Here is a 21,681-nt window from a genome sequence, read left to right on the forward strand (position 1 = left end):
ACAGAATCAAAGTAATTTTCTATCATTGTATATAAAATCTTTATATTTGCCTCATGGATAAAAAAGTTTTACTAATGATTTTGGATGGTTGGGGCTTGGCCACCAACCCTGAAGTTTCTGCGATAGACAAGGCAAACACGCCATTCATCGACAGTCTTTTTGAAAAATATCCACACTCCAAATTGGATGCTTCCGGTTTGGCTGTGGGATTGCCAGACGGACAGATGGGCAACTCAGAAGTAGGGCATATGAATATCGGTGCCGGGAGAGTTGTGTACCAAGATCTGGTTAAAATCAACAAAGCTGTAGAAGAAGGGGATCTCAAAGAAAATCCAATCTTGAAGAAAGCTTTTGCTACCGCGAAAGAAAGCCAAAAAAAGGTACATTTCATCGGACTGGTATCCGATGGAGGGGTACATGCACATATCAAGCACCTCAAAGGCCTGTGTGACGCAGCCAAAGCCAATGGCATCACGGAACCGTATATCCATGCCTTCACAGACGGCAGGGACACTGACCCTAAAAGTGGCCTTGGATACCTGGAAGACCTCCAACAGCACTGCAGTCAATCTGTCGGTAAAATTGCTTCTGTAATCGGCCGATACTATGCCATGGACAGAGACAAACGATGGGAACGAGTGAAATTGGCTTATGATGCCATGGTTTTAGGAGAAGGGGAGAAGTCCAAGGACATCCTCGCCGCCATCAAAAAATCATATACCAACGGGGTAACGGATGAATTTATCCGCCCGATCGTCCAAGTGGACGAAAATGGAAAAGCCATCGCCACCATTGAAGAAGGCGATGTGGTCATCTGTTTTAACTTCCGAACCGACAGGGGACGTGAAATCACACAGGTACTGACCCAGCAGGATTTTGAAGATTACAAGATGAAAAAGCTGGACCTGCACTATGTGACGTTTACCAATTATGACGAAACGTTTAATGGGGTTTCGGTCATCTTCGAAAAAGACAACCTGAAAAACACCCTCGGAGAAGTGTTGGCCAACAACGACAAAAAACAAATCCGAATTGCGGAAACAGAGAAATATCCGCACGTCACTTTCTTCTTTAGCGGTGGACGTGAATCGGAATTCGATGGAGAATCCCGCATCCTCTGCAGCTCCCCCAAAGTGGCCACTTATGACCTGCAGCCTGAAATGAGTGCTTACGAAATTGCCAAAAAAATCAATGTCGAATTGGACAAAAAGGAAACGGATTTCGTTTGCCTAAACTTTGCCAATGCTGACATGGTTGGCCATACGGGTGTATTTGAAGCAGCGGTAAAAGCCTGTGAAGCGGTAGATGAATGCACCAACTCCGTCATCTCCACAGCACTGAAAAACGACTATTCCGTCATCGTGATCGCCGATCATGGCAATAGCGATAAAATGCTCAATGAAGACGGCACCCCAAATACTGCCCACACCACGAACTTAGTTCCATGTATTATGGTTGACAAGAAAGACCAGTTGGAAGTAAATGACGGTAAGCTGGGAGACCTTGCGCCTACTATCCTTAAAATGATGGGCGTAGACATCCCAGCTGAAATGACTGGTGATGTGCTGTTAAAATAATAAGGCTCTTGAAAAAACTATTTTCATTTCTATTAATGCTGGGGCTGCTCTTTTCCTGCACTGAAGGAGAAAAGCAGCCCTTGGCAAATCCGACGCAGATAGATAAGTATTTTCCTCTTAAAGCCCTGGTAGTGGAACAGCTGGAGGCCTTGGACGGCAAGGAAGTCCAAAAGGAAACTTTTATCAACGGTGAAAAGGAAACCAACACCGTTACCCTTGACCAAGAACAATGGCGAAAGGAACTGGATGCCTTTATCCAAGCAGATATCAATAAAGCGGCTAATTCCACCGCTTATGAGATACAGGAAAATGGCTCAGAAAAAGTTTATCTCCTAAAGCCTGAGGCAAAAGGAAACATCAAAGAACTTCGAGTAAACTACCAATCCCCAGAGCACAACCACCTAAAGGAAGTGACCTTTTTGGCCAAATCTGAAAACCTCTTTTATGAATCCAGTACCCAAGGTAGGCTTCACATCGATGAATCCACCGGGCACATCACGGCATATTCAGTGGAAGGCAGCCAAAAGGTATGGTTTTTATCCCCCAATAAAATCACGGTAGAAGGAAAGGTCACAAAGTAAAACGGTATTGTTTGCAAAAACCAGTAAGCATCCCGCCAACATAAGTCCCATGTAAGATAATTGGGAGACTAGCTTTTTCAATGACTAAAAAAACCTTACCATCGTACATTTATCGGGAGCGTCATACGCCACACAGTCACTATGGCACAAAATAATTATCAATTTCTTTCAGAACATACAGCATCCATCTGGTGCCATTGTAACGTTTTCGCATTTATCGTTATCTATGGCTTAAAGTAGAACGCTAAGGCAGTGGATGAACAAAACTTAATCTTGCATAAACAGCTTCACCCCTGTCATCTACATAAAAAAACAATGGATCGCGAGGTGGCTACCCCCCTCACGATCCATCTCACATCTTATTAAGCCTTGCAATCGCCCAAGCTACACCCAGACGTACTTTTACTGGCTACCTATGATTTAGCTTAGTTGTTCTTAGTCGTATCCGGTTTGGACTTTGATTTCCCGAAGAGTCCTTTCAAGGCATCCTTCACCTCATCAGCAGCCTTATTTTGCGCCTCTTCGACTTTCTTATCCAGTTCCTTTTTAGCACTGTCTTGGGCAGCATCTGCCTTTGCCTTCATCTCTTGTTTGGCACTGTCTTCATGGGCCTTAAACTGCTCTTGCACCTGATCTTGGAGCTTTTTACTTTCTGCAGATGCACGGGATTTCAAGGCATTGGTCAGTAAGGCTTCCATGCTGTCTCCACCGGCCAAGCTGAGTTTTGGTGATGAATAAGTCCCTCCCAGATTGATCGCGATAGGGATTTTCGTATCTCCCGTAGCTTCCGTTCCTGAGATGCTAGCCAACAGGTTATTGGCCTGGCTTCCCAGTTTTCCGGCAGGAACCTGCATGTTGATCAGGTAATTGACACTACCGTCAAATCCAGTGCTCCCTTGAATATTAGCCTCATAATCCCAAAGTTTCACGTCAAAGGGCTGCACCTCCAACATCCCATCCTTTATTTCCGCTTGAAGATTTAGGTCCTTGAGTGTAATGGTATTGCCATCCTTCAGCTTGGTAAGCGAGGTTATACCATTGACGATCTGACTGTTTTCCAAAGCTGCTTGGGCCACTTTTATCAAGCCACTTCCATCCAAGGAAGACAACACCGGCATCATGTCCTGCCCCAAATTTCCAGACAATGAAAAATTGGTGGTAAAATTCCCATTCAAATGCTGGGCGATGGGGGCAAAAGCTTTAACGGTATTGAAGTACTTAAAGGCCTCTTGAATGCTCATGGCACTGACATTGAAGTCCATGTTAAACTTCGGATCCTTAATGTCCTGGGTATTGTATGCCCCATTTAAGGTCAATTGACCGCCCAAGGTACGCATACCAGCATCCTTAAATGTCAGAATGCCGTTCTTAAGGGTCATGGTTCCCTTTGCGTCATTGAACACCAGATCATCATAAAGCACTTCATCTGCCTGTACGCTCATCTTAAAATCGATATTCTTCGGCAATTCGATAAGCTGCAGTTCAGTGGTATCCTCCGTAGTCGATTCACTTTCGGTCATCCACTCGTTGATATTAAATTTGGTGGAGCTGACATTCAAGTTTCCTGAAAGGACTTCGTTTTCTTCAAAAACGTACGCAATATAGTTTGCTAAACTACCATTAGCTTTCACAGGACTCTCTCCCAAGCGCGCCTCAAAAGTAGTCAGGTTAATGGACTGTGGGCTGAAGTCACCTTTGGCCTGATGGATGCGTATTCCTTGGGGAAGGTCTTTGTCTGTATAATAAAATTCTGTAAGGGCTACCTGTCCCCTGGTATCCAGGCGATTGTACCGCTCGGCTTCCACATCGGCATAACTACCCTTCGTATCAATATCAGCCATGACCTTACCGTCCATGATCACCTCATCCATGGGGAATATCTTACTGATCTTCCCTAGATCCACAGATCCATGTATAGCCCCATCCCAATTGAGCGCATCCAAGTCACGAACAGCCATATTCCCTTTGATCTCTTCACCTTCCAGCTTAAAGCCAAACGTGGACAGGTCTACCAGAAAATCATTCATCTTACCGCTATTATTGACTATAACCGTATGCACGTTTAAATCTTCGATCGGTGCGGGGTACTCTTCACTTTTCACATAACCATCGGTTAAGGTCATCTTGGCATCTATCGCCGGAATGATCTTCGCTACACTGTCATAGCGGCCTTTGGCAGCAGCATCCACGTCCAAAACACCCCGCAATTCCATCCCTTCAATGGGAAAAATTGAGGTAAGCTCTTCTAGGTTCAGTTTCCCCTTGAGCTCCCCATCAATGTCATACGTGACCAAATTCTCCAGTAACAACCGCCCCGAAACAGGATTGGAACCGAAGGTGAGGTTAAACGCTGGAATATTGACTTGGGTATTATCCAGGTTATTGGTTTCGTTCTTGATCGACATGTCCACATTGATATTGCTGACAGGCTTTGGCAGGTCGGGATATTGAAACATCCCATCGGTCACTTTCAAGCCGATCTTAAAAGCGGGAAATTGGCTCTCGCTGTAGGTACCTTTAAAGTAACCGCCAAAATCCATGGTTCCAGAAGTATTTATCCCATCAAATGACTCCGTATACACTCCTGGCACCAAGGAAAGGACACTTTTGAAGGTGTTATCCTTTCCTTCGAAGGTCAAATCAAAATCAATGTCCTCTGAAGGCATGGCAAGAAATCCATCAATACCGAACATAAAATCGTTCAGCCCAAATTGTCCCTCACCAAAAGTAAATTTCATTTGATTCATGTCCACTTGGATCTCCGTATCCGCTGTAAAGACTTTATTGGACAGGTAGTTTACCTCCTCAAAATCCATTCGCATGATATTGGTTTGGATCTTTCCGTCCAGTCCATACACTTCCGCTGTAAAATCCCCATATCCTTCCATATCGAAATCCCGCAGGGCCAAAAAATATTTTAACTGCCGGTCGTCATACACGAAATTCACGTCCTCTATTTCCATAAGGTCAATGCCCAATTTGAAATTTGACGGCTCTTCAGGGGCAGTGGGCTCCCCAGTATCTTTGGCAATATCGTAATTGGCCGTTCCATCTTCCAGCACCTTTACGTAAATGCTCCCGCCCTTGAGATGCAGCCCCGTCAACTCTGGATAATCGCCAAATATCACCGACATCAGGTTAAAGTCGATTTGAAAGTTATTGATGTGCGCCAAGGTATCCCCTTCAAAGGGCGCATTTCCATGTACCCCAAATTCGTTTACCGTCGCCGATATATTGGGAAAGCGTTTCAGCACACTCAGGCTTATCTGATCCACATCATAATACACCTGTGCATCCACTGCATTGGCAATTTCCTTATCGATCCGTGCCACGATCTTGTCTTTGAAAATAAAGGGGGTGGCAATCAGTGCCACAAGTAAAAAAGCAAAAACGGACAATATAATAATCAGGGTCTTTTTCATAGCCATGTCAAAATTAGTGATACATCTTTCCTGCCTTGAATTAAAAATAGGATAACCAGCAAGACTTATACAAAGGTATCAAATTTGATGCCCCAATAAAAAAGGGAACAATCGAATGTTCCCAAAACTTGAAAATTTATAGTTTTTTTATCCTTTTTACGGGATTATACAGACATCAATTTAAAATGGTAATCTACGTTTTCCTTTTTGAAATGGGTGATCTGCTTTCTCAGGTGATAAAATGCCTCTAGCAATGGCGCATTGTCCAAACCTCCGGCATCAATCGCTTTGAAACCTATCAATTCGATCAATTTCTTTACGCGGTATTTGTCAAAATCGTTGTCCCCACAGAAATAGGTTTCTTTAACCAATTCCAAGGGATCACATTTGGGATAATCCAGTCCCAGGTTGTTAAACCCTTTTAATACTTTCTTATAATCCGCCTTTTCTTGGATATACCGAGTGTTACAGCCAAAATTCGGATTATATTTTCCATTGGTGCAGTCCAATACTAACTTATCCTTGGTTTCTAGCCTCGAAAGACATTTACATACCAATGGCAAAAATTCATTCTCACAGCAAACCATAATGACATCGGCTTGGTCCATTGCTTCACAATAACCAAATACCTTATCCTTTTGCATTTGAAGAATCTTCCATTCTATTTGCCTGGCTTCAAACTCCTCCCTTACTCCAAATACAACTTTTAAACCTCGGGAAATATATTTGTTCCCTAAAGTCACTGACAATTTTGTTCCTCCAATAATTCCTAACGTCATGCTTACGCGGTCTTTAAACTATTCTGTATTGTTTTAACGAAAAAGGTGTGGATTTCTTTCCTTGGTGAGGGGAAAGAAGTGGGTGATTATGACAACTGGTATTATCCACTTGTGCAATCCTTTGAAAACTATAAAAAATATTCCTTTATAGCAAGCTTTCCCTCACCTAATTACCTGAAAACAAGCGCAATACATTTTACATAAGGCAAAAAGCCAAAAACCTACTTTAAAAACTGTATATATTACACTTTTTACCAGTGATTTTTCACTTTCCCCAACAATTCTTTATGAATTTTTTCGTTGCTGCCTACCAATTCACGTCCAAAGACATAATCATCTCCTCCGCTAAAATCCGTTACTTTACCCCCTGCTTCCTGCAAGATGATCACACCTCCCGCTACATCATAGGAATTCAGGTTGTACTCGAAATATCCATCCATTCTTCCAGCGGCCACATAGCAAAGGTCCACTGCCGCACTCCCAATCCGTCTTACCCCGTGGGAATGTTGAATGATGTCTTTCAGCAAGCCTAAGTATTTATCCACTTCTTCAAAGGCACTGTATGGGAAACCAGTAGCAACTAGCCCTGCGGACAGGGAAGGAGTGGGGCTTACCCCTATCGGCGTATCGTTACAAAAGGCACCTCCACCTTTGGTGGCGTAAAAACACTCGTTATTATTGACCTCATACACCACTCCGAGGATGATTTCTCCATCTTTCATCAGGGCAATGCTCACTGAAAACACGGGCACACCATGCACAAAATTTGTCGTACCATCCAAGGGATCTACGATCCAATTATAAACCTCCCCTTCCTTATTGATCGTGCCCTCTTCGGTAATAAACCCTGCTTCTGGCAAAATCTCCTGAAGACCGCTCACTACGATCTTTTCTGCCTCCTTGTCAACATAAGACACCAAATCGTTAAATCCTTTGTGCTCTACCTTATTCAGGTCAAAGCTCTGTCTCTCTCTTCTGATAAAAGCGCCAGCTTCTCTGGCAATGGCTATGGTCTTGTCTAAAAGTTCGTTAATCTCCATTGGTTAGTTTTTTCCTGCTACTGTAATTACGATTTCTCCTTTTATGGTATTTTCATTATAATAATCAATAAGTTCTTCCAAGGTCCCCCTGATGTTCTCTTCGTACATCTTGGTGAGCTCTCTGGAGACACAGGCCATCCTGTCCCCACCAAATGCCTCCATGAGTTGTGTAAGGGTTTTTAACAGCCGATGGGGAGACTCATAAAATATCATGGTGCGCTGCTCTTCCAGCAGATTCTCAATACGCGTTTTGCGCCCCTTTTTATGAGGCAAAAATCCTTCAAACACAAAGCGGTCATTGGGAAGTGCTGAATTCACCAGGGCAGGCACAAAAGCAGTGGCTCCAGGCAGGCAATTCACTTCCAACCCTGCTTCTCGAACGGCCCTTACCAATAAGAAACCAGGATCGGATATGGCAGGCGTCCCGGCATCACTCACCAGCGCAAACTGTTCTCCCGCCTCCATGCGTGCCACCAATTTTTCTACGGTTTTGTGCTCATTAAAAATATGATAGCTCTGCAAAGGCCGCTGGATTTCCAGGTGCTTCAGCAGTTTTCCTGTCGTCCGCGTATCTTCGGCCAAAATAACATCTACACGCTGGAGCACGTCTATGGCCCGGAGCGTAATATCCTGCAGATTCCCGATTGGCGTAGGCACCAGGTAAAGGTGCGGCTTTATTTCTTCGGTCATTAGATCAGCTTATCGATGGCAGCGGCCAATTTTTTATCCTTATCCGTGACTTTATTGCCGGCATCATGGGTTGTCAAGGCTATGGTCACTGAATTATAGACATTGCTCCAGTTGGGATGATGACCTTGCTCCTCAGCCAAAAAGGCTACCCTGGTCATAAAAGCAAAAGCTTCTTGAAAATCTGAAAATTCGAATACTCTTATAAGTTGATCATTTTTCTCTTCCCACATAGCAAATTTGATTTATAACGAAATGATTCCTTCTATTTTGGATGCGCGTTCATATACCTCTATGATCGACTGGCTGTCCCTCATCATTGCTTTGATGGTCGCACTGACATAGGTACCCTTTGCCGATTCCTTAAAGACCACCTCATGCTTCGGCAGCAATCCCCTTACTTCGTCTTCCTTACCACTTGGCACAATAAATTTAAACATGTACAATGCCGGAAAACTGGTTTGCTCATCAAGCTTCTCTTTAAAAGCGGCCTTATTAAACTCCTTCTTCATCATATTAGTCGAATTTACTGTATTAACACGACAGATAAAAAATTAAATCCATAAACACGAAAATCCCATCCTCAAGAGAGAATGGGATTTTCATGAATTTAACATTCTTACTAGAAGAATTTATATCTGTAATCCTTAACTTCGGCCAATTCCTCGGCAGCCATCATGATCATATAGGCTGTACGTTGCTGCTCGTTGGCTTTAAGTTGGTTTTGGTACATGGTGTAGTCAGCTACTTCACCCGCTGGGGTTTTGCTGTTAAGCTTGGCTACGACCACACCAATATCCTCCTTGATAGGCTGTGTGATCTGTCCTGCTTCCAATCCAAACACGGCTCCGACTGCTTTTGGAGCGTAGCCGATACCCGGGATGGTATTTTCACTCAATTTCAAACTTGGTGCTGTGCCCACGGACGCCTCATTCGGGAACACCGCTTTCATATCCTCAAGGCTTGCCTTACCAGAAAGTTTATCCGCGATCATTTTAAATTTCTTCTCACGCATCACTTGATCTCTGACCACGCCCTTTACTTGGCTCAGCTCCACTTCACCTTCTTCAGTTTTACCCTTTAGCAAGGCTACCACATAGGCATCTTCCAGTTCAAACACTGGCGATACTCCACCGACAGAAGCATCATTGAACGCCCATCTTACCACTTCTCTGGCACCTGTAAGGTTATTAATGGACCTGGCATTGGTGGCAAGGCCATTGGCATCCATCACACGATATCCTTCTTCATTGGAATTGGTCTTGAACTGATCTGCATTGCCGGTGTTGGCGGCGAACATATCAGCGTCTCTGAAGACCTCATTTCTGGTGGCATCACTTGGGATCAGTTCTTTCTCCAAAATGGCAATTTTCACTACCTCACTCTTCGGAAGCTCTGTTACATTAATGATGTGAAAGCCATATTCTGTTTCGATCAATTTACCGATTAAGCCTGTCTCGTTTCTAGCAAACACGGCATCAGCAAACGGCTCTACAAAATCTTCTTTGGCAAACCATCCAAGGTCACCTCCCCGCTGGGCGGTGCCGTCCTGTCCATACTGCTGTGCGGCTGCAAAGAAGTTTCCTCCTTCTTCCAACTGGGCCAATACGGTCTCTGCTTGTGTTTTTACACCTGCTTTTGCAGCATCGTCCATCCCTTGGGTACTGAAAAGGATATGACTTGCTCTCATGCGAGGCGTGCCTTCATATTGCGCTGAAAGCTTATAGCTTACATAAGTGCTTCTGTTGGTAATGAATGGCCCATAAACCGTACCTACCTCGGGATCTTCCACATTAGAGGTGAAGTCAGCTGGCAGTGCCTGCCCTGGAAGGAAAGTTCTATACGGATTGGATATTTCTGAATTTCTCAACACGAATACAGAATCACTATCGGCTGAACGAAGCTCCTCAGTGAGCTGGCTGATCTCATCGATTACGGCGGCAGAATCCGCTCCACTTGGATACAGATTAAACGTCACATAAGAAATGTCCCGTGTATTCTGCGCCTCAAATTCCTCTCTGTTTTCAGAAAGATAGGCTTCCAGATCAGCATCCGTGATACTCACAGCCGAATCAGAAATTGCATAATATGGTACAAACAGGTGCTCTACATCAGCGATACTGTTTTGCATTTTATATTGCAAGGCACCTTGCTCTTTTGTCGCATAGGACGATGATGAAAGCAAGTTATCGTATTTGATCCGCAACCTGGAGTCTGCAAAGGTCCGCTCTTGCTGCGCCCAGAAAGCTCGCTGTTGGGGCGATGCTGATTCCAAAGACTGCAAGAAAGAAATCAACTGCTGACGATCAAATTGCCCTGTTTCTGGATTGGTAAGTTGCTGACGAAGCTCCGCTACAATGTTTTTTCCTTGCACCATATCTACCAATTCAGCATCAGAGATGGTCATGCCCAATTCTTCATACTGCTCAGAAAACACACGCTTCACTACCATCGCCTGCCAAGCTTGCTCCCGCACACTGTACATCTCATTTTCCGATGGGTTCCTTCCGGTGTTTTGCACATAGTTTTGCTTAAACTGCTCCACTTGCGCAATGTACTCCTCATAGGAAATCTCTTCTCCGTTGATCTCTCCTACCACGGTATCCCTACCACCCAAGAGCATCGAATTGGGGCCCAATAAATCTCCTCCTACCAGGAAAAGTATCAACCCTACCGCAATCACTCCGATTGCAAGACCTGTTCTCTGTCTAATTTCTTTTATTAAAGCCATTCTTCTAGTTTTTGAAGTGTCGCAAAATAATTACATCTAGCGGTAAATTCAAAATATTATCGCCCACAATAATCACTTCTTCACTTCACTTATGTATTTATTTTAAGTTTCACTGTATCAATCCGGTGCTCCTGCTTGGAAACTACCGTAAAAGTAAATGGCCCATACACCGCTGACTCTCCTTTTTTGGGGATGTTTTCTGTCAAGGACAAGATGAAACCGGACAGGGTATCATAATCTCCTTCAGGTAAATTCCAATCGTACTTTTCGTTAAGGTAATCGATTTCATGGCGTGCACTGAGAAGGTATTCATCATCCGAAAGCTCCTGCTCGATCAAGTCGTCGTTATCGTATTCGTCTTCGATCTCACCAAAAATCTCCTCGATGATGTCCTCCATGCTGACGATTCCACTGGTTCCGCCAAATTCATCCACGACCAAAGCCAAGCTTTTTCGCTCAGAAATAAATTGGACCAAAAGCTCATTCACCAATGCCGTCTCCGGAACAATGATAATCGGCGTAAGGATATCGTTGACCTCTTTGGGCTTTTTAAAGAGCTCCAAGTGGTGGCAATAGCCGATGACATCATCGATATTCTCCTTATAAACAATGATCTTCGAATGTCCACTTTCCATAAAAGTGGACTTAAGATCTTCGATACTATCTTCCACATCCACTGCCACGATATCCGTCCGGGGCACCATGCAGTCCCGTGCCTTTACTTTCTTAAACTCTACGGCATTATCAAAGATCTTGGTATCAATATCTGTCGCGTCGTCACCTTCTGTCTCCAAGTTGTTTTGAATGAAGCTGTTCAGATCCGTTATTTTGAAAACGGGCTTGTCCTCACTGTAATCCAAGCCCAATATCCGAGTGATAAAAAAGCGGGACATCCCTACCACTAACCAAACGATGGGATACATCGTGTAGTAAATGATCATAAATGGAATGGCAAAAAAGCTCAACAGGTTATTAGGGTTGAGCATAAAGATACTCTTGGGAATAAACTCTGCCGTAATCAACACGATAAGTGTAGAAAGTACCGTTTGGATAAGCATCACCGTGACCTGATTATTCAAGCCATGGAGGCCATCGGGTAAAAATTGCAGAAAATGTGCTATGGCTGGCTCCAGCAAATACGCCATGAAAATACCATAGACTACCAACGAAACGGTATTGCCCAAGAGCGTGGTACCGATAAACTGACCCGGGTTCTTCATAAATCCCGCCAATACCTTACCGGTAAAATCTCCCTGTTTGTTTTGAAGTTCTATGTGAAGCTTATTTGCAGACACAAACGCTATCTCCAAGCCAGAAAACAAGGCCGAAAACATTAAAGTGATCAAGACATAAACAAGGTATTGATATTCCATTATTTGCGCTTTTTCTTACCATCCTGCCCTTCGGAGGCCTGCTCATCCTGCTCAGCCCACTTGGTCTTGAGGTATTTGTACCAAAACAGCAGTGCTACGGCAAACATAAACACAGGATACGAAAAGGTAATCCCCTGTGTCATGGTCAAGTGGGTCCCTATGATCACCAATGCTGCTGATAATGACAGTAAAACAATTCCTTTTAATCTCATCTTATTCCTCCCCTTCTTGTATGGGCAATCGGCTATCTACAATATTGTACATTGTATAATTACTGAAAGATTGATCAGACTCCAATCCGGTCCCTTTGATCAGTGTTTCATCTGCTTTTTCGATCGTGAAAAACTTCTCAGTAAAAATAATCTCTTTTCGCTCATTCCAAAACAACTCTTCGGTATTCAGCTTGTCTCCTTTTTCCATGTTATGGACCCTCACATCTCCCTCTCCACGGTACAGCTTGGTTTTATTATCAAAATAGGCTTTATCAGCCCTGATCGTAGAAGTCAACTTACCATCCACATCATAAAAATGGATCTGGATCCCATCTGGAAATTCCATGTCTTGGTTATGGAAGACCAATTGCTTTCCGGCCGACAGCTTGATGCGCACCACTGCCGAATCACTTCTGAACACTTCCATATCAGTGGTGATCCTCATAGGACCAGTATAATCGGCTAGCTGGCTCTTGTCCACACTCTCCCTACAGGAAAATCCCGCAATTATTACCAATAACACGATCACCAGGTTCCTAATCATGCAGCAAATTTATCAATAAAATCGAGTTAATCCCTATTAGTCAGCGGGGAATAAAAAAAGGCGGTCCGCAAACCGCCTTTTCATTATTGATTATTGTCGTTGACCAATTGGCTTGGTTAATCTCTTGTTCTAAGGGTCACAGATTGACCTACCCAACATCCAGTATTGATGGACTGGCCTTCTTGGTAGCCTTCTGTAAACAACTCCTCCTTGGAAGGGAATCTTGCTTTGGCATTTGCCATGCCAGAATTGTTTCCTGCTTTTGCAAATGCCTCATAGGCAGCGATAAACACGGAATAATCTTTCACACGGCTTTGACCACCTCTACAATCATTGGCTGAGCCCATGTACAAGCTTCCAATGAAGTTCCAAACATCTGCTGTCTTGGAAGAATCAAAATCCAACACTTTCAAAGCAGATTGACGTGCAGTGGACTTTTTGCCCTGTTGTGCTTGCGCTTTGGCAAGGTCGTAATATACTTCTGCGCGCTGATTATCGTTTTCGGCCAAGTCCAACGCCCTAGTAAACATTTCTTCTGCCTTCGCGTGCTCTTTGCTTTGCATGGCACGCATACCCCTTACTTGGGAAGTAGAGAATGTTGGGCTATCGTTATCCACAATTTCCAACGCCTTGGTAAAGGCTTCCGAAGATGTACACTTGTACTGTACTGAATATTGGAATACCCTTTTGGCCAAATTAATGTTACTTGGATCTGCTTCCATCTGTGGAGCCAGCTTGTTCTGGATAAAGTCACAATCGATGATTTCCATATTTACGAGAATCTGGTCCAACGTAGACTTTTGTCCTGACACGTCCGCACCTTCCGCTTCTGCCTTATCAAGTCTTGCATAAAGCGCATCGTATATATCCAACACTTCCTCATCGGAATAGGCTTGGTTGTAGGCATAATTTCTATATACCAAATCAAAATATGCTGGAACCAAACCTGGAGTATTGATTTCACCATTCAGCTCGATATCCTTCGCAAAATAATCGGCAGCATCCGCTACTTTTTCTTTGTCGCCACGGTAGTAGTTATAAGCATAATAAGCTTGGTTTTCGATCCAATTGGCGGTATTGTCATATTTTTCACCCCTCAGGTTATATACCGTCATTACTGAATCTTGGTAAATTTTCTTCTGGGCCTCATCGCTGGTCTCTTTGGAAGCACCATCGTAAACGGTAACTCCATTGATATAAATGGCCTCGTTTAGATCAGGAGCATTTACCAATAACCAATGAAGAGGTTTCGTGGCCTTGATAAATTGATCCGCTTTCATGTAATCGTTGTAGGCAGCATTGTACTCCCTAGCTTTTGCTTCCATTTTTTCGTCAGAAGGCCAATTCCATCCCTCCTGAGCTTGAGCCAAGCCCACGAAAACAAAAGACAATAACCCAAATAATGCAAATTTAGCTTTCATACTTCTTATGTTTATTCAAATACTTTTTTGTAGAACCAACTGTTGTCGTTGATGGAAAATCCAAGGGAAAACTTAAAATATTCCTCCTTGACCAAACCATCGTTTGTTGTACCTCTCTGCCCAAATTTTACTGCAAAATTCAGCAGAGACAAACTGTTCATCGGTATCGATGCTCCAAAATTAATGCCAATATCATTGACTTTATTTTCTCCTATAAGGTATGGTGTCTGTTCGAATTCAATGCCCGCACGGAAGGTACTCCGCATAAAAATACTCTCTATGGAGTAAATATCTGGGATAAATTGCCCCCCTAGGCCCACTCTAAATGATGATCCGAGATCATCATTCCTTCCCACAAAGGACTCATACTGCGTAAAATCCTGATGCTGAGCCTCAAGCCCAATCACAAATTTATTAATTTTTTCGAAAGATACGCCATAACCTAACTTATTAGGTAAATAAATATTTCCCTTCTCGTTTTCAAACACCGTCTGTCCATCGGAATCTTCGTCACTAGCTTCACCAATATCTGCCATTTTTGCGAACATTTTTCCATCAAGGTTACCAAAAGCCTGATAAATGGCACCAAAATTCAACCGACTCCGATCTCCAGTACGTAATGCGTAATGAACACCCCCTTTGAATGAAAAATCGTTAATGGTCAATCGGCTGTAATATTCGGATTGACCTCCGGCGGTTATACCATCCTCATCTGTCAAAGTAATCTGCTGGTGCTTGATCGTGGATCCAAAAATATAGCCTCCTTGCAGCCCCACATTAAAATTCTTAAACAACTCAAAACCTGTGTTTAAATACACCTCACTGATGCCGCCACGTCCTCTCATTCTACTGATCGAATAAAGGTCGGAATTGACCACTGGGGATTCCACCAAATGCTCATAATCCACCGTACTTATCTGATCCAGTCCCAAACCGACCGTCCATTTACGAGGCTTAACCGGTAAGGATACAGTAACGTAGCTAAGCCCTCCCCCGTCCAAAGTGGACGAACTGCTTTCTGTGGATGCGCGGTAGCGCTTATAATTAAAAGCCGCTTGGAAATTAAACACATTATTCTTCACGGTCAGGGCTGGGTTCACCTGGTTTACAGACCAAGCATCACCATAACTAATACCAAGTCCTCCCATGGCTTGGTTTTGGGTAAGGCCCGAATTGTTCATGTCTCCCACTCCTATGGAACTATAGGTAGAAGAACCAATTTGGCCCTTTGCTTGAGTAAATATGAATATGGCGCAGAAAACGCCAAGTAGTTGCAGTCTAGTTTGTATTGACATTGTAATTTAAAATTCTATTCAATCCGTGCAGGACCAAATTGGGGATTACAAATATGTAGTCTTTTGTTAAGCTTTCAAAGAATTTCGCATCACCACCGCAAATAAACACCTTTAAATCTTGATAATGGCTCTGGTACCGCGCAATGGCTCCTTCCAATTCGAAATACACGCCATGATAAACTCCGCTTTTCATTCCCGAAGCAGTATTATTACCTATCAGGTCAGGAAATTCAGCCGAAGGAATATGCTCCAGCAGGGGCAATTTGGCAGTTTGGGCATGCATGGCCTTAAACCGCATTTCCACCCCAGGAGATATCGCACCCCCCAAGTACCGGTGGGTGTCATCGATGAAGTCATATGTAATACAAGTACCCAAGTCAATGCTCAGAACTGGACCTCCATGGGCCATTCCTTGGGCACCTATGGCCGCTGCTATTCGATCTAAGCCCAGCGTGTGTGGAGTCTCGTAACCATTCGTAACAGGAAGCGGAACAGACCGGTCCAGAAACAAAAAGCCAAAAGGAAGCATCACCTCCAACTCTTCTTGAGACCACCTTACGGAACTTACCATGACCTGATCGAATTCCCAAAGGCCAACCTTCAGGAGCAATTCATCCAAATGCGTTTCTACGCAGTCCTCTATCTGCTCTTCACCATGAAACAAAGCCGCTTTTATTCGTGTATTCCCAATGTCGATGACCAAATTTTTCAATACTTCTTATTCAAAAGCCCTGCTACATTTACTTATTATTTAGGATGTTTGCGGTAAGCAACATTACCCCAAATTTCGGCCCTAAATTAAGGATTTTAAAAAGTCCGTTTGAAATACGTTCATTAAAATTAACTTTAAGCTTTCATTTTTAACAAACTTTAACCCTTATGAAACCTGTCAAAACGTACGAAGCCATCGGATTAATGTCAGGGACCTCTGGAGATGGGCTGGACATCGCTTACTGTACCTTTTGGAAAAACGACAAATGGCACTTTGAGATCGTCCAAGCCGAGACCATAGCATTCCCCAGTAAACTTGCCCAAAAGCTCCGACAGTCCCACCTGCTGTCTGCGGAGCAACTGGCCTTGCTGGATGTGGATTTTGGTGCTTGGATGGGGACACAAGTCCGGGAATTTTGTGAAAAGCACCGCCTGGCACCTTTGACTGTATGCTCCCACGGCCATACCGTATTCCATCAGCCACACCTCGGCATGACCAAACAAATTGGTTCGGGATGGACCTTGCGGGAAAATGCTGGATTTCCGGTAATCAATGATTTCAGGAGCTTTGATGTGGCATTAGGTGGGCAAGGCGCCCCCTTGGCCCCAGTTGGGGATCACCTCCTTTTTCCTGACTATGAAGGCTGTCTTAACCTTGGCGGCATTTCCAATATTTCCATGGTCTACAAAGGACAGCGTATCGCCTTTGATGTGTCCCCCTTCAACCTCCTGCTCAATGAAATCGCCGCTAGAAAAGGACTAGCGTATGATGACCGAGGAATGCTTGCAGCTACCGGAAAAGTAAACACCACCTTCCTGGAACAGCTGAATGCCATCGACTTTTACACCTCCAAAAATGCAAAATCGCTGGGCAGGGAAGAAATTGAAGGGCTATTTTTGCCCCTCTTAGAGAAACACAACGACTCAGAAGAAAATTTGCTGGCCACACTTGTGGAACATTATGCCGTTCAAATTTCCACGGTAGTCCAGCAGTTTTTCCCCCCCGCTAATAACAGACTCCTCGTCACTGGAGGCGGGGCTTACCATGCATTCTTTATTGATCAGCTCCAAAAAAAACTGGGGAATGAAACGACTGTCATCGTCCCAGAACCTTCTATCGTGGAGTTTAAAGAAGCGTTGATTTTTGCCTTCTTGGGCGTGCTGAGAATTAATAACGAAATAAATACCCTTGCTGCTGTCACCGGGGCCTCAAGAGATAGCTGTGGAGGAGTGTATTACCCATAACACCATAATATAAAGGTAATCTCTTCTCCTGAACCGGGCACTTACCCCAAGCCAATACCCAAAAAAGACCACGTCTCTTGTGCACTGTCCAAGGATCCTTCCAGTCCTAGACGCATTATATTGCCTTGAGGCGGTATCATAATCAACTTAATGGATTCGTTACCAAATCATCGCTCCCTTTTATAGGCATTTAAGACCGCCTTGCTAGTTTCATGAAAAAAGGAGATAATTTGAATACTTTTCCTTACATTAATGGGATTATCCAACGGCGATAGAAAAAGTAGAAGGCCTTTGTAAAACCCAAATAGAGTAACCATGAAAACCTGTATTTTACACTATTCTCAAGTCTTAAGTACGAAAATAAACTTGTTTTTACTTTTTTAACAAAGACAACTGAAAGATCAGCCTTAAAAATAGCCTGATTATGAATTTTTCATATTTTTGTGCAACCTGATAAATCTTATCGTATGGACAAACTGCTTAAACAGTTTGAGGACAAAAAGCCTGAAATTGTTTTCGAATGGAGTGACAGCGATTCGGAAGCTGAAGGTTGGGTAGTGATCAATTCCCTGAGGAACGGTGCGGCAGGAGGTGGTACGCGGATGCGTAAAGGGTTGGACAGAAGGGAAGTGGAATCTCTGGCCAAAACCATGGAGATAAAATTCACGGTTTCTGGCCCACCCATCGGCGGTGCTAAATCCGGTATCAACTTTGATCCAGATGACCCCCGAAAAGACGATGTTCTGAAAAGGTGGTTTGAAGCAGTGATGCCCTTATTGAAGAATTATTATGGTACAGGCGGGGATTTGAATGTTGATGAAATCCATGCGGTAATCCCCATCACCGAGTCATACGGACTTTGGCATCCACAGGAGGGTATCGTAAATGGATATTTTCACGCTACCGAACCACAAAAAATCAAAAAGATCGGGCAATTGCGCCAAGGAGTCTCCAAGGTACTGGAAGATCCACACTACACTCCGGATGGCCCAAAAAAGTATACGGTGTCGGATATGATTACGGGATTTGGTGTTGCAGAAGCTGTAAAGCATTATTATTCGCTTTGGGGTGGCCAGCTAAAAGACAAACGGGCCATTATCCAAGGCTGGGGGAATGTAGCTTCTTCGGCGGCCTGCTTTCTGGCAGTGGAAGGCGTCAAGATCGTAGGCATCATCGATCAGTCAGGAGGAATAATCAATACCGATGGGCTCAGCTTAGATGAGGTTCGAAAGCTTTTCCTAAACAGAAAAGGCAATAAATTGGTCGCTGATGAGTTAATTCCATTTAAGGCCATGGATCAAATCGTTTGGGATTTAGCCCATGAGATATTCATTCCTGCGGCAGCCTCCCGACTGGTGACGCAGCAACAGTTGGATCGGCTTATTGAGGGAGGCTTGGAAGTGATTTCTTCCGGGGCCAATGTACCCTTTGCCGATAAGGAAATCTTCTTCGGACCAATCGCACTTTCTGCGGATCAACGGATTGGGCTCATACCAGACTTCATCGCCAACTGTGGGATGGCACGGGCTTTTGCCTATCTCATGGAAGATCACAGTGAAGTAACGGACCAGGCCATTTTTGAGGATGTCAGCCAAACCATCTTGAAGGCTTTGAAAAAAACCTCAGATGTACATGCCTCCAAAACGGGAATTGCAGCGAAATCTTTTGAAATCGCATTGCGCCAATTGATATAATGTGGAAAAACTACTTATCAGGAATAAAGATTAACATAAAATTAATTTATTCCGACCATATGAATTTATTTTGGTGGGTTTGGTTCAAATTCTGTAGTTTAGGGGTGCGTATTCCTTCAACTACTTTTATCCCTAGCGGTAAAAAGAATCAAAACCTAAGACGAATTAATCTAATTCTATTTTAATGAAGAACATTATTATTGCTTTTGGGATTGTTTGGGGGGCAGTGTTTTATACAGGCTCAGCCAGTCTCATGGCTCAAAACAATCACCAAACTACAGAAGTATCAGCACATCAGGAGGGACACGAAGACCAAAAGGATCATGCATCGGACCCGCACCATGCAGATGCCCATGCTGAAGGAGAAGCCGAACATGCCCACGCACCCGTTTGGCTGGTTATTCCGTTTGTGGTCCTGTTACTGATGATCGCTACCGGGCCATTGTTTTATGAGCATTTCTGGCATCATAATTATCCCAAGGTGGCCATTATCCTGGCAGCTTTGGTGGTGCTTTACTATATATTCGCCATGCACAATACGCATGCTCCTGTCCATGCGCTGGCCGAATACCTCCAATTTATCGCCTTACTTGCTTCCTTGTACATCGCCTCAGGCGGGATTATGATCAGTATAGACAAAAAATCCACGCCGCTGGCCAATGTCACTTTGCTGATCGTAGGATCCATCATCGCTAATTTGATCGGTACCACAGGAGCCTCCATGCTACTCATCAGGCCATTTATCCGGTTAAACAAAAACAATATTCGGGCGTACCACATTATTTTCTTCATCTTTATGGTCAGTAATGTCGGTGGCTCCCTAACCCCCATCGGAGATCCTCCCTTGTTTTTAGGCTTCCTGAAAGGAGTACCTTTCTTCTGGACCTTAGAGCACAATTGGCCAGCATGGATAATCGCTTTGATCATTCTGGCTACGGCATTCTTCTTTATTGATAAGAAGCTTGGTTGTGCTGCCAATGATGACGAAATAGAAGATACCACTTCATATTCGAATAAAATTTCCCTGATCGGCTCCAAAAACTTCCTGTGGTTACTGATCGTGATCATTTCCGTATTCTTGGATCCCAATGTACTGGATTGGGTACCGGCCATTGTCTATGACGGCACCAAATTCTCATTCATCCGGGAGCTGATCATGTTTTCGGTAGCGTTCTTTTCTTATAAGTTTGCCGATAAAAGAGCCATCAAAGGCAACGAGTTTAACTTCGAGCCTATCCGGGAAGTGGCCTTTATATTTATCGGGATTTTTGGCACCATGATGCCTGCCTTGGAGTTAGTGGGTAACTTTGCCAAATCACCCGCAGGTGCAGAGCTGATCACCCATAACAGCCTCTATTGGGGCACAGGGTTGCTATCAGGATTCTTGGACAATGCGCCAACGTACCTTAACTTCCTTGCTGCAGCCATGGCTTCCAGGGGAGCGACTATTAGTGATGTAGAAATGGTGAGGACTTTTGCCATGGACGGCTACCATGATTCTGCCTTCCAGCTGATGGCCATATCCATTGCTTCGGTGTTCTTTGGCGCCATGACCTATATCGGAAACGGCCCTAATTTTATGGTAAAATCCATCGCCGAGCAATCAGGCATCAAAATGCCTTCCTTCTTCGGTTACATCATTCGGTTTTCCATACCGATCCTTTTACCGGTATTGATCATTACATGGCTGATATTCTTTGCCTTTGTTTAAGAAAAAAACCACCAATTGATAAATCAAAAGCGCCTGGGCCAGCAATGGTTTGGGCGCTTTTTGGTTCGGAACACCCTCACTTGACGAACCACGGATCAGGCCACCTGTAAAAGGGATGAACCCAGTTTTGGGATCAACCCATACTACTGAGGCAATAAATTTCTTTGGTTCTTGAAACAATGATAGCCACCAAGGCTCAAAGGCACTAAGCAATTATCTTCCTTTAGGCCTAGGTTGCAGCATCCACTTGGTGAATATGAGACTCTTTGGTTTGCTTATTTATGCGTGGTATTACCATTTGGCCACCTGCCAATCCCAACTTTTCAGATTTACTATATCTAAAGCATCCTATCTGTGTACATCAGTGTTCATCCGTGACCAAAGTGCAACCGCAGGTGGTAAGAAATACATTGAGTGGATCAACCCATACTACTGGAGGCGATAAATTTCTTTGGTTATCGAAACAATGATAGCCACCAAGGCTTGAAGGCACTAGGCAATTATTTTCCTTTAGGCCTAGGTTGCAGCATCCACTGGGTGAATATGGGAGGTTGTGATATGTTAATTTATGCGTGGCCTTACCATTTTTGACCACGTGCCAGTCCCAAACCCCATGCAGGAATCGAAGGCTGAAAGCCTTTTATCATCCTAGCCCAAG

18 protein-coding genes are annotated in these 21,681 nt (G+C 43.9%); 5 read left to right on the plus strand and 13 right to left on the minus strand.

Going from position 1 to position 21,681, the window contains the following annotated elements; genetic code table 11:
* Positions 1-53: 53 nt before the first annotated feature.
* Positions 54-1,577 carry a 2,3-bisphosphoglycerate-independent phosphoglycerate mutase gene (gene gpmI / locus ECHVI_RS04080; RefSeq protein WP_041738301.1) on the plus strand — a complete coding sequence of 508 codons (1,524 nt, stop codon included), beginning with the start codon at positions 54-56 and terminating at the stop codon, positions 1,575-1,577.
* An 8-nt stretch (positions 1,578-1,585) separates the two neighbouring features.
* Positions 1,586-2,158, plus strand: a complete 573-nt coding sequence (locus tag ECHVI_RS04085; protein WP_157501205.1) for a hypothetical protein — start codon at positions 1,586-1,588, stop codon at positions 2,156-2,158.
* A 425-nt stretch (positions 2,159-2,583) separates the two neighbouring features.
* Here ECHVI_RS04085 and ECHVI_RS04090 read toward each other — a convergent pair whose 3' ends face one another.
* The 13 genes from ECHVI_RS04090 to ECHVI_RS04150 all read right to left on the minus strand — a co-directional run bounded on the left by ECHVI_RS04090 (position 2,584) and on the right by ECHVI_RS04150 (position 16,374).
* Positions 2,584-5,580 (minus strand): AsmA-like C-terminal region-containing protein, encoded by a 2,997-nt coding sequence (locus ECHVI_RS04090; RefSeq protein ID WP_041738302.1) that lies wholly within the window; start codon positions 5,578-5,580, stop codon positions 2,584-2,586.
* A gap of 164 nt (positions 5,581-5,744) precedes the next feature.
* Positions 5,745-6,359, minus strand: a complete 615-nt coding sequence (locus ECHVI_RS04095) for an NADPH-dependent F420 reductase (RefSeq protein ID WP_015264685.1) — start codon at positions 6,357-6,359, stop codon at positions 5,745-5,747.
* Between the two features lie 251 nt (positions 6,360-6,610).
* Positions 6,611-7,399 (minus strand): inositol monophosphatase family protein, encoded by a 789-nt coding sequence (locus ECHVI_RS04100; RefSeq protein WP_015264686.1) that lies wholly within the window; start codon positions 7,397-7,399, stop codon positions 6,611-6,613.
* 3 nt (positions 7,400-7,402) lie between these two features.
* The gene (gene rsmI / locus ECHVI_RS04105; RefSeq protein ID WP_015264687.1) at positions 7,403-8,089 is read right to left on the minus strand and encodes a 16S rRNA (cytidine(1402)-2'-O)-methyltransferase; all 687 of its coding nucleotides are present in this window, start codon (positions 8,087-8,089) and stop codon (positions 7,403-7,405) included.
* Entirely contained in the window at positions 8,089-8,319 is a 231-nt protein-coding gene (locus tag ECHVI_RS04110; RefSeq protein ID WP_015264688.1) for a 4a-hydroxytetrahydrobiopterin dehydratase, read from the minus strand. The genes rsmI and ECHVI_RS04110 overlap by 1 nt, the downstream gene beginning before the upstream one ends.
* 12 nt (positions 8,320-8,331) lie before the next feature.
* A complete protein-coding gene (locus tag ECHVI_RS04115; RefSeq protein ID WP_015264689.1) occupies positions 8,332-8,601 on the minus strand; it encodes a DUF493 family protein in 270 nt (89 codons plus the stop codon).
* Positions 8,602-8,708: 107 nt separating this feature from the next.
* Complete coding sequence (locus ECHVI_RS04120) at positions 8,709-10,817, minus strand: SurA N-terminal domain-containing protein (protein ID WP_015264690.1); 2,109 nt, start codon at positions 10,815-10,817, stop codon at positions 8,709-8,711.
* 89 nt (positions 10,818-10,906) lie between these two features.
* Complete coding sequence (locus tag ECHVI_RS04125) at positions 10,907-12,190, minus strand: hemolysin family protein (protein WP_015264691.1); 1,284 nt, start codon at positions 12,188-12,190, stop codon at positions 10,907-10,909.
* Positions 12,190-12,402, minus strand: a complete 213-nt coding sequence (locus ECHVI_RS04130; protein WP_015264692.1) for a hypothetical protein — start codon at positions 12,400-12,402, stop codon at positions 12,190-12,192. The genes ECHVI_RS04125 and ECHVI_RS04130 overlap by 1 nt, the downstream gene beginning before the upstream one ends.
* A 1-nt stretch (position 12,403) precedes the next feature.
* Positions 12,404-12,946, minus strand: a complete 543-nt coding sequence (lptC, locus tag ECHVI_RS04135) for an LPS export ABC transporter periplasmic protein LptC (RefSeq protein WP_015264693.1) — start codon at positions 12,944-12,946, stop codon at positions 12,404-12,406.
* A gap of 116 nt (positions 12,947-13,062) precedes the next feature.
* Positions 13,063-14,367 (minus strand): tetratricopeptide repeat protein, encoded by a 1,305-nt coding sequence (locus ECHVI_RS04140; protein ID WP_015264694.1) that lies wholly within the window; start codon positions 14,365-14,367, stop codon positions 13,063-13,065.
* Positions 14,368-14,378: 11 nt separating this feature from the next.
* Positions 14,379-15,662: a BamG family beta-barrel-assembly machinery protein gene (gene bamG / locus ECHVI_RS04145; protein ID WP_015264695.1), complete on the minus strand. Its 1,284-nt coding sequence runs from the start codon at positions 15,660-15,662 to the stop codon at positions 14,379-14,381.
* Positions 15,646-16,374, minus strand: coding sequence for a type III pantothenate kinase (locus tag ECHVI_RS04150; protein ID WP_015264696.1), 729 nt, complete (start codon positions 16,372-16,374; stop codon positions 15,646-15,648). The genes bamG and ECHVI_RS04150 overlap by 17 nt, the downstream gene beginning before the upstream one ends.
* A 167-nt stretch (positions 16,375-16,541) precedes the next feature.
* On the opposite strand from ECHVI_RS04150, the gene ECHVI_RS04155 reads away from it, so the two are divergent.
* From ECHVI_RS04155 to ECHVI_RS04170, 3 genes are all read left to right on the plus strand, one after another.
* Positions 16,542-17,618, plus strand: a complete 1,077-nt coding sequence (locus ECHVI_RS04155; protein WP_015264697.1) for an anhydro-N-acetylmuramic acid kinase — start codon at positions 16,542-16,544, stop codon at positions 17,616-17,618.
* Positions 17,619-18,085: 467 nt separating this feature from the next.
* Positions 18,086-19,312 (plus strand): Glu/Leu/Phe/Val dehydrogenase dimerization domain-containing protein, encoded by a 1,227-nt coding sequence (locus ECHVI_RS04160; protein ID WP_015264700.1) that lies wholly within the window; start codon positions 18,086-18,088, stop codon positions 19,310-19,312.
* 184 nt (positions 19,313-19,496) lie between these two features.
* Positions 19,497-21,023 (plus strand): sodium:proton antiporter, encoded by a 1,527-nt coding sequence (locus ECHVI_RS04170; RefSeq protein ID WP_015264701.1) that lies wholly within the window; start codon positions 19,497-19,499, stop codon positions 21,021-21,023.
* Positions 21,024-21,681: the final 658 nt, after the last annotated feature.

The sequence above is a fragment of the Echinicola vietnamensis DSM 17526 genome (assembly GCF_000325705.1).
GTDB classification, from domain to species: Bacteria; Bacteroidota; Bacteroidia; order Cytophagales; family Cyclobacteriaceae; genus Echinicola; species Echinicola vietnamensis.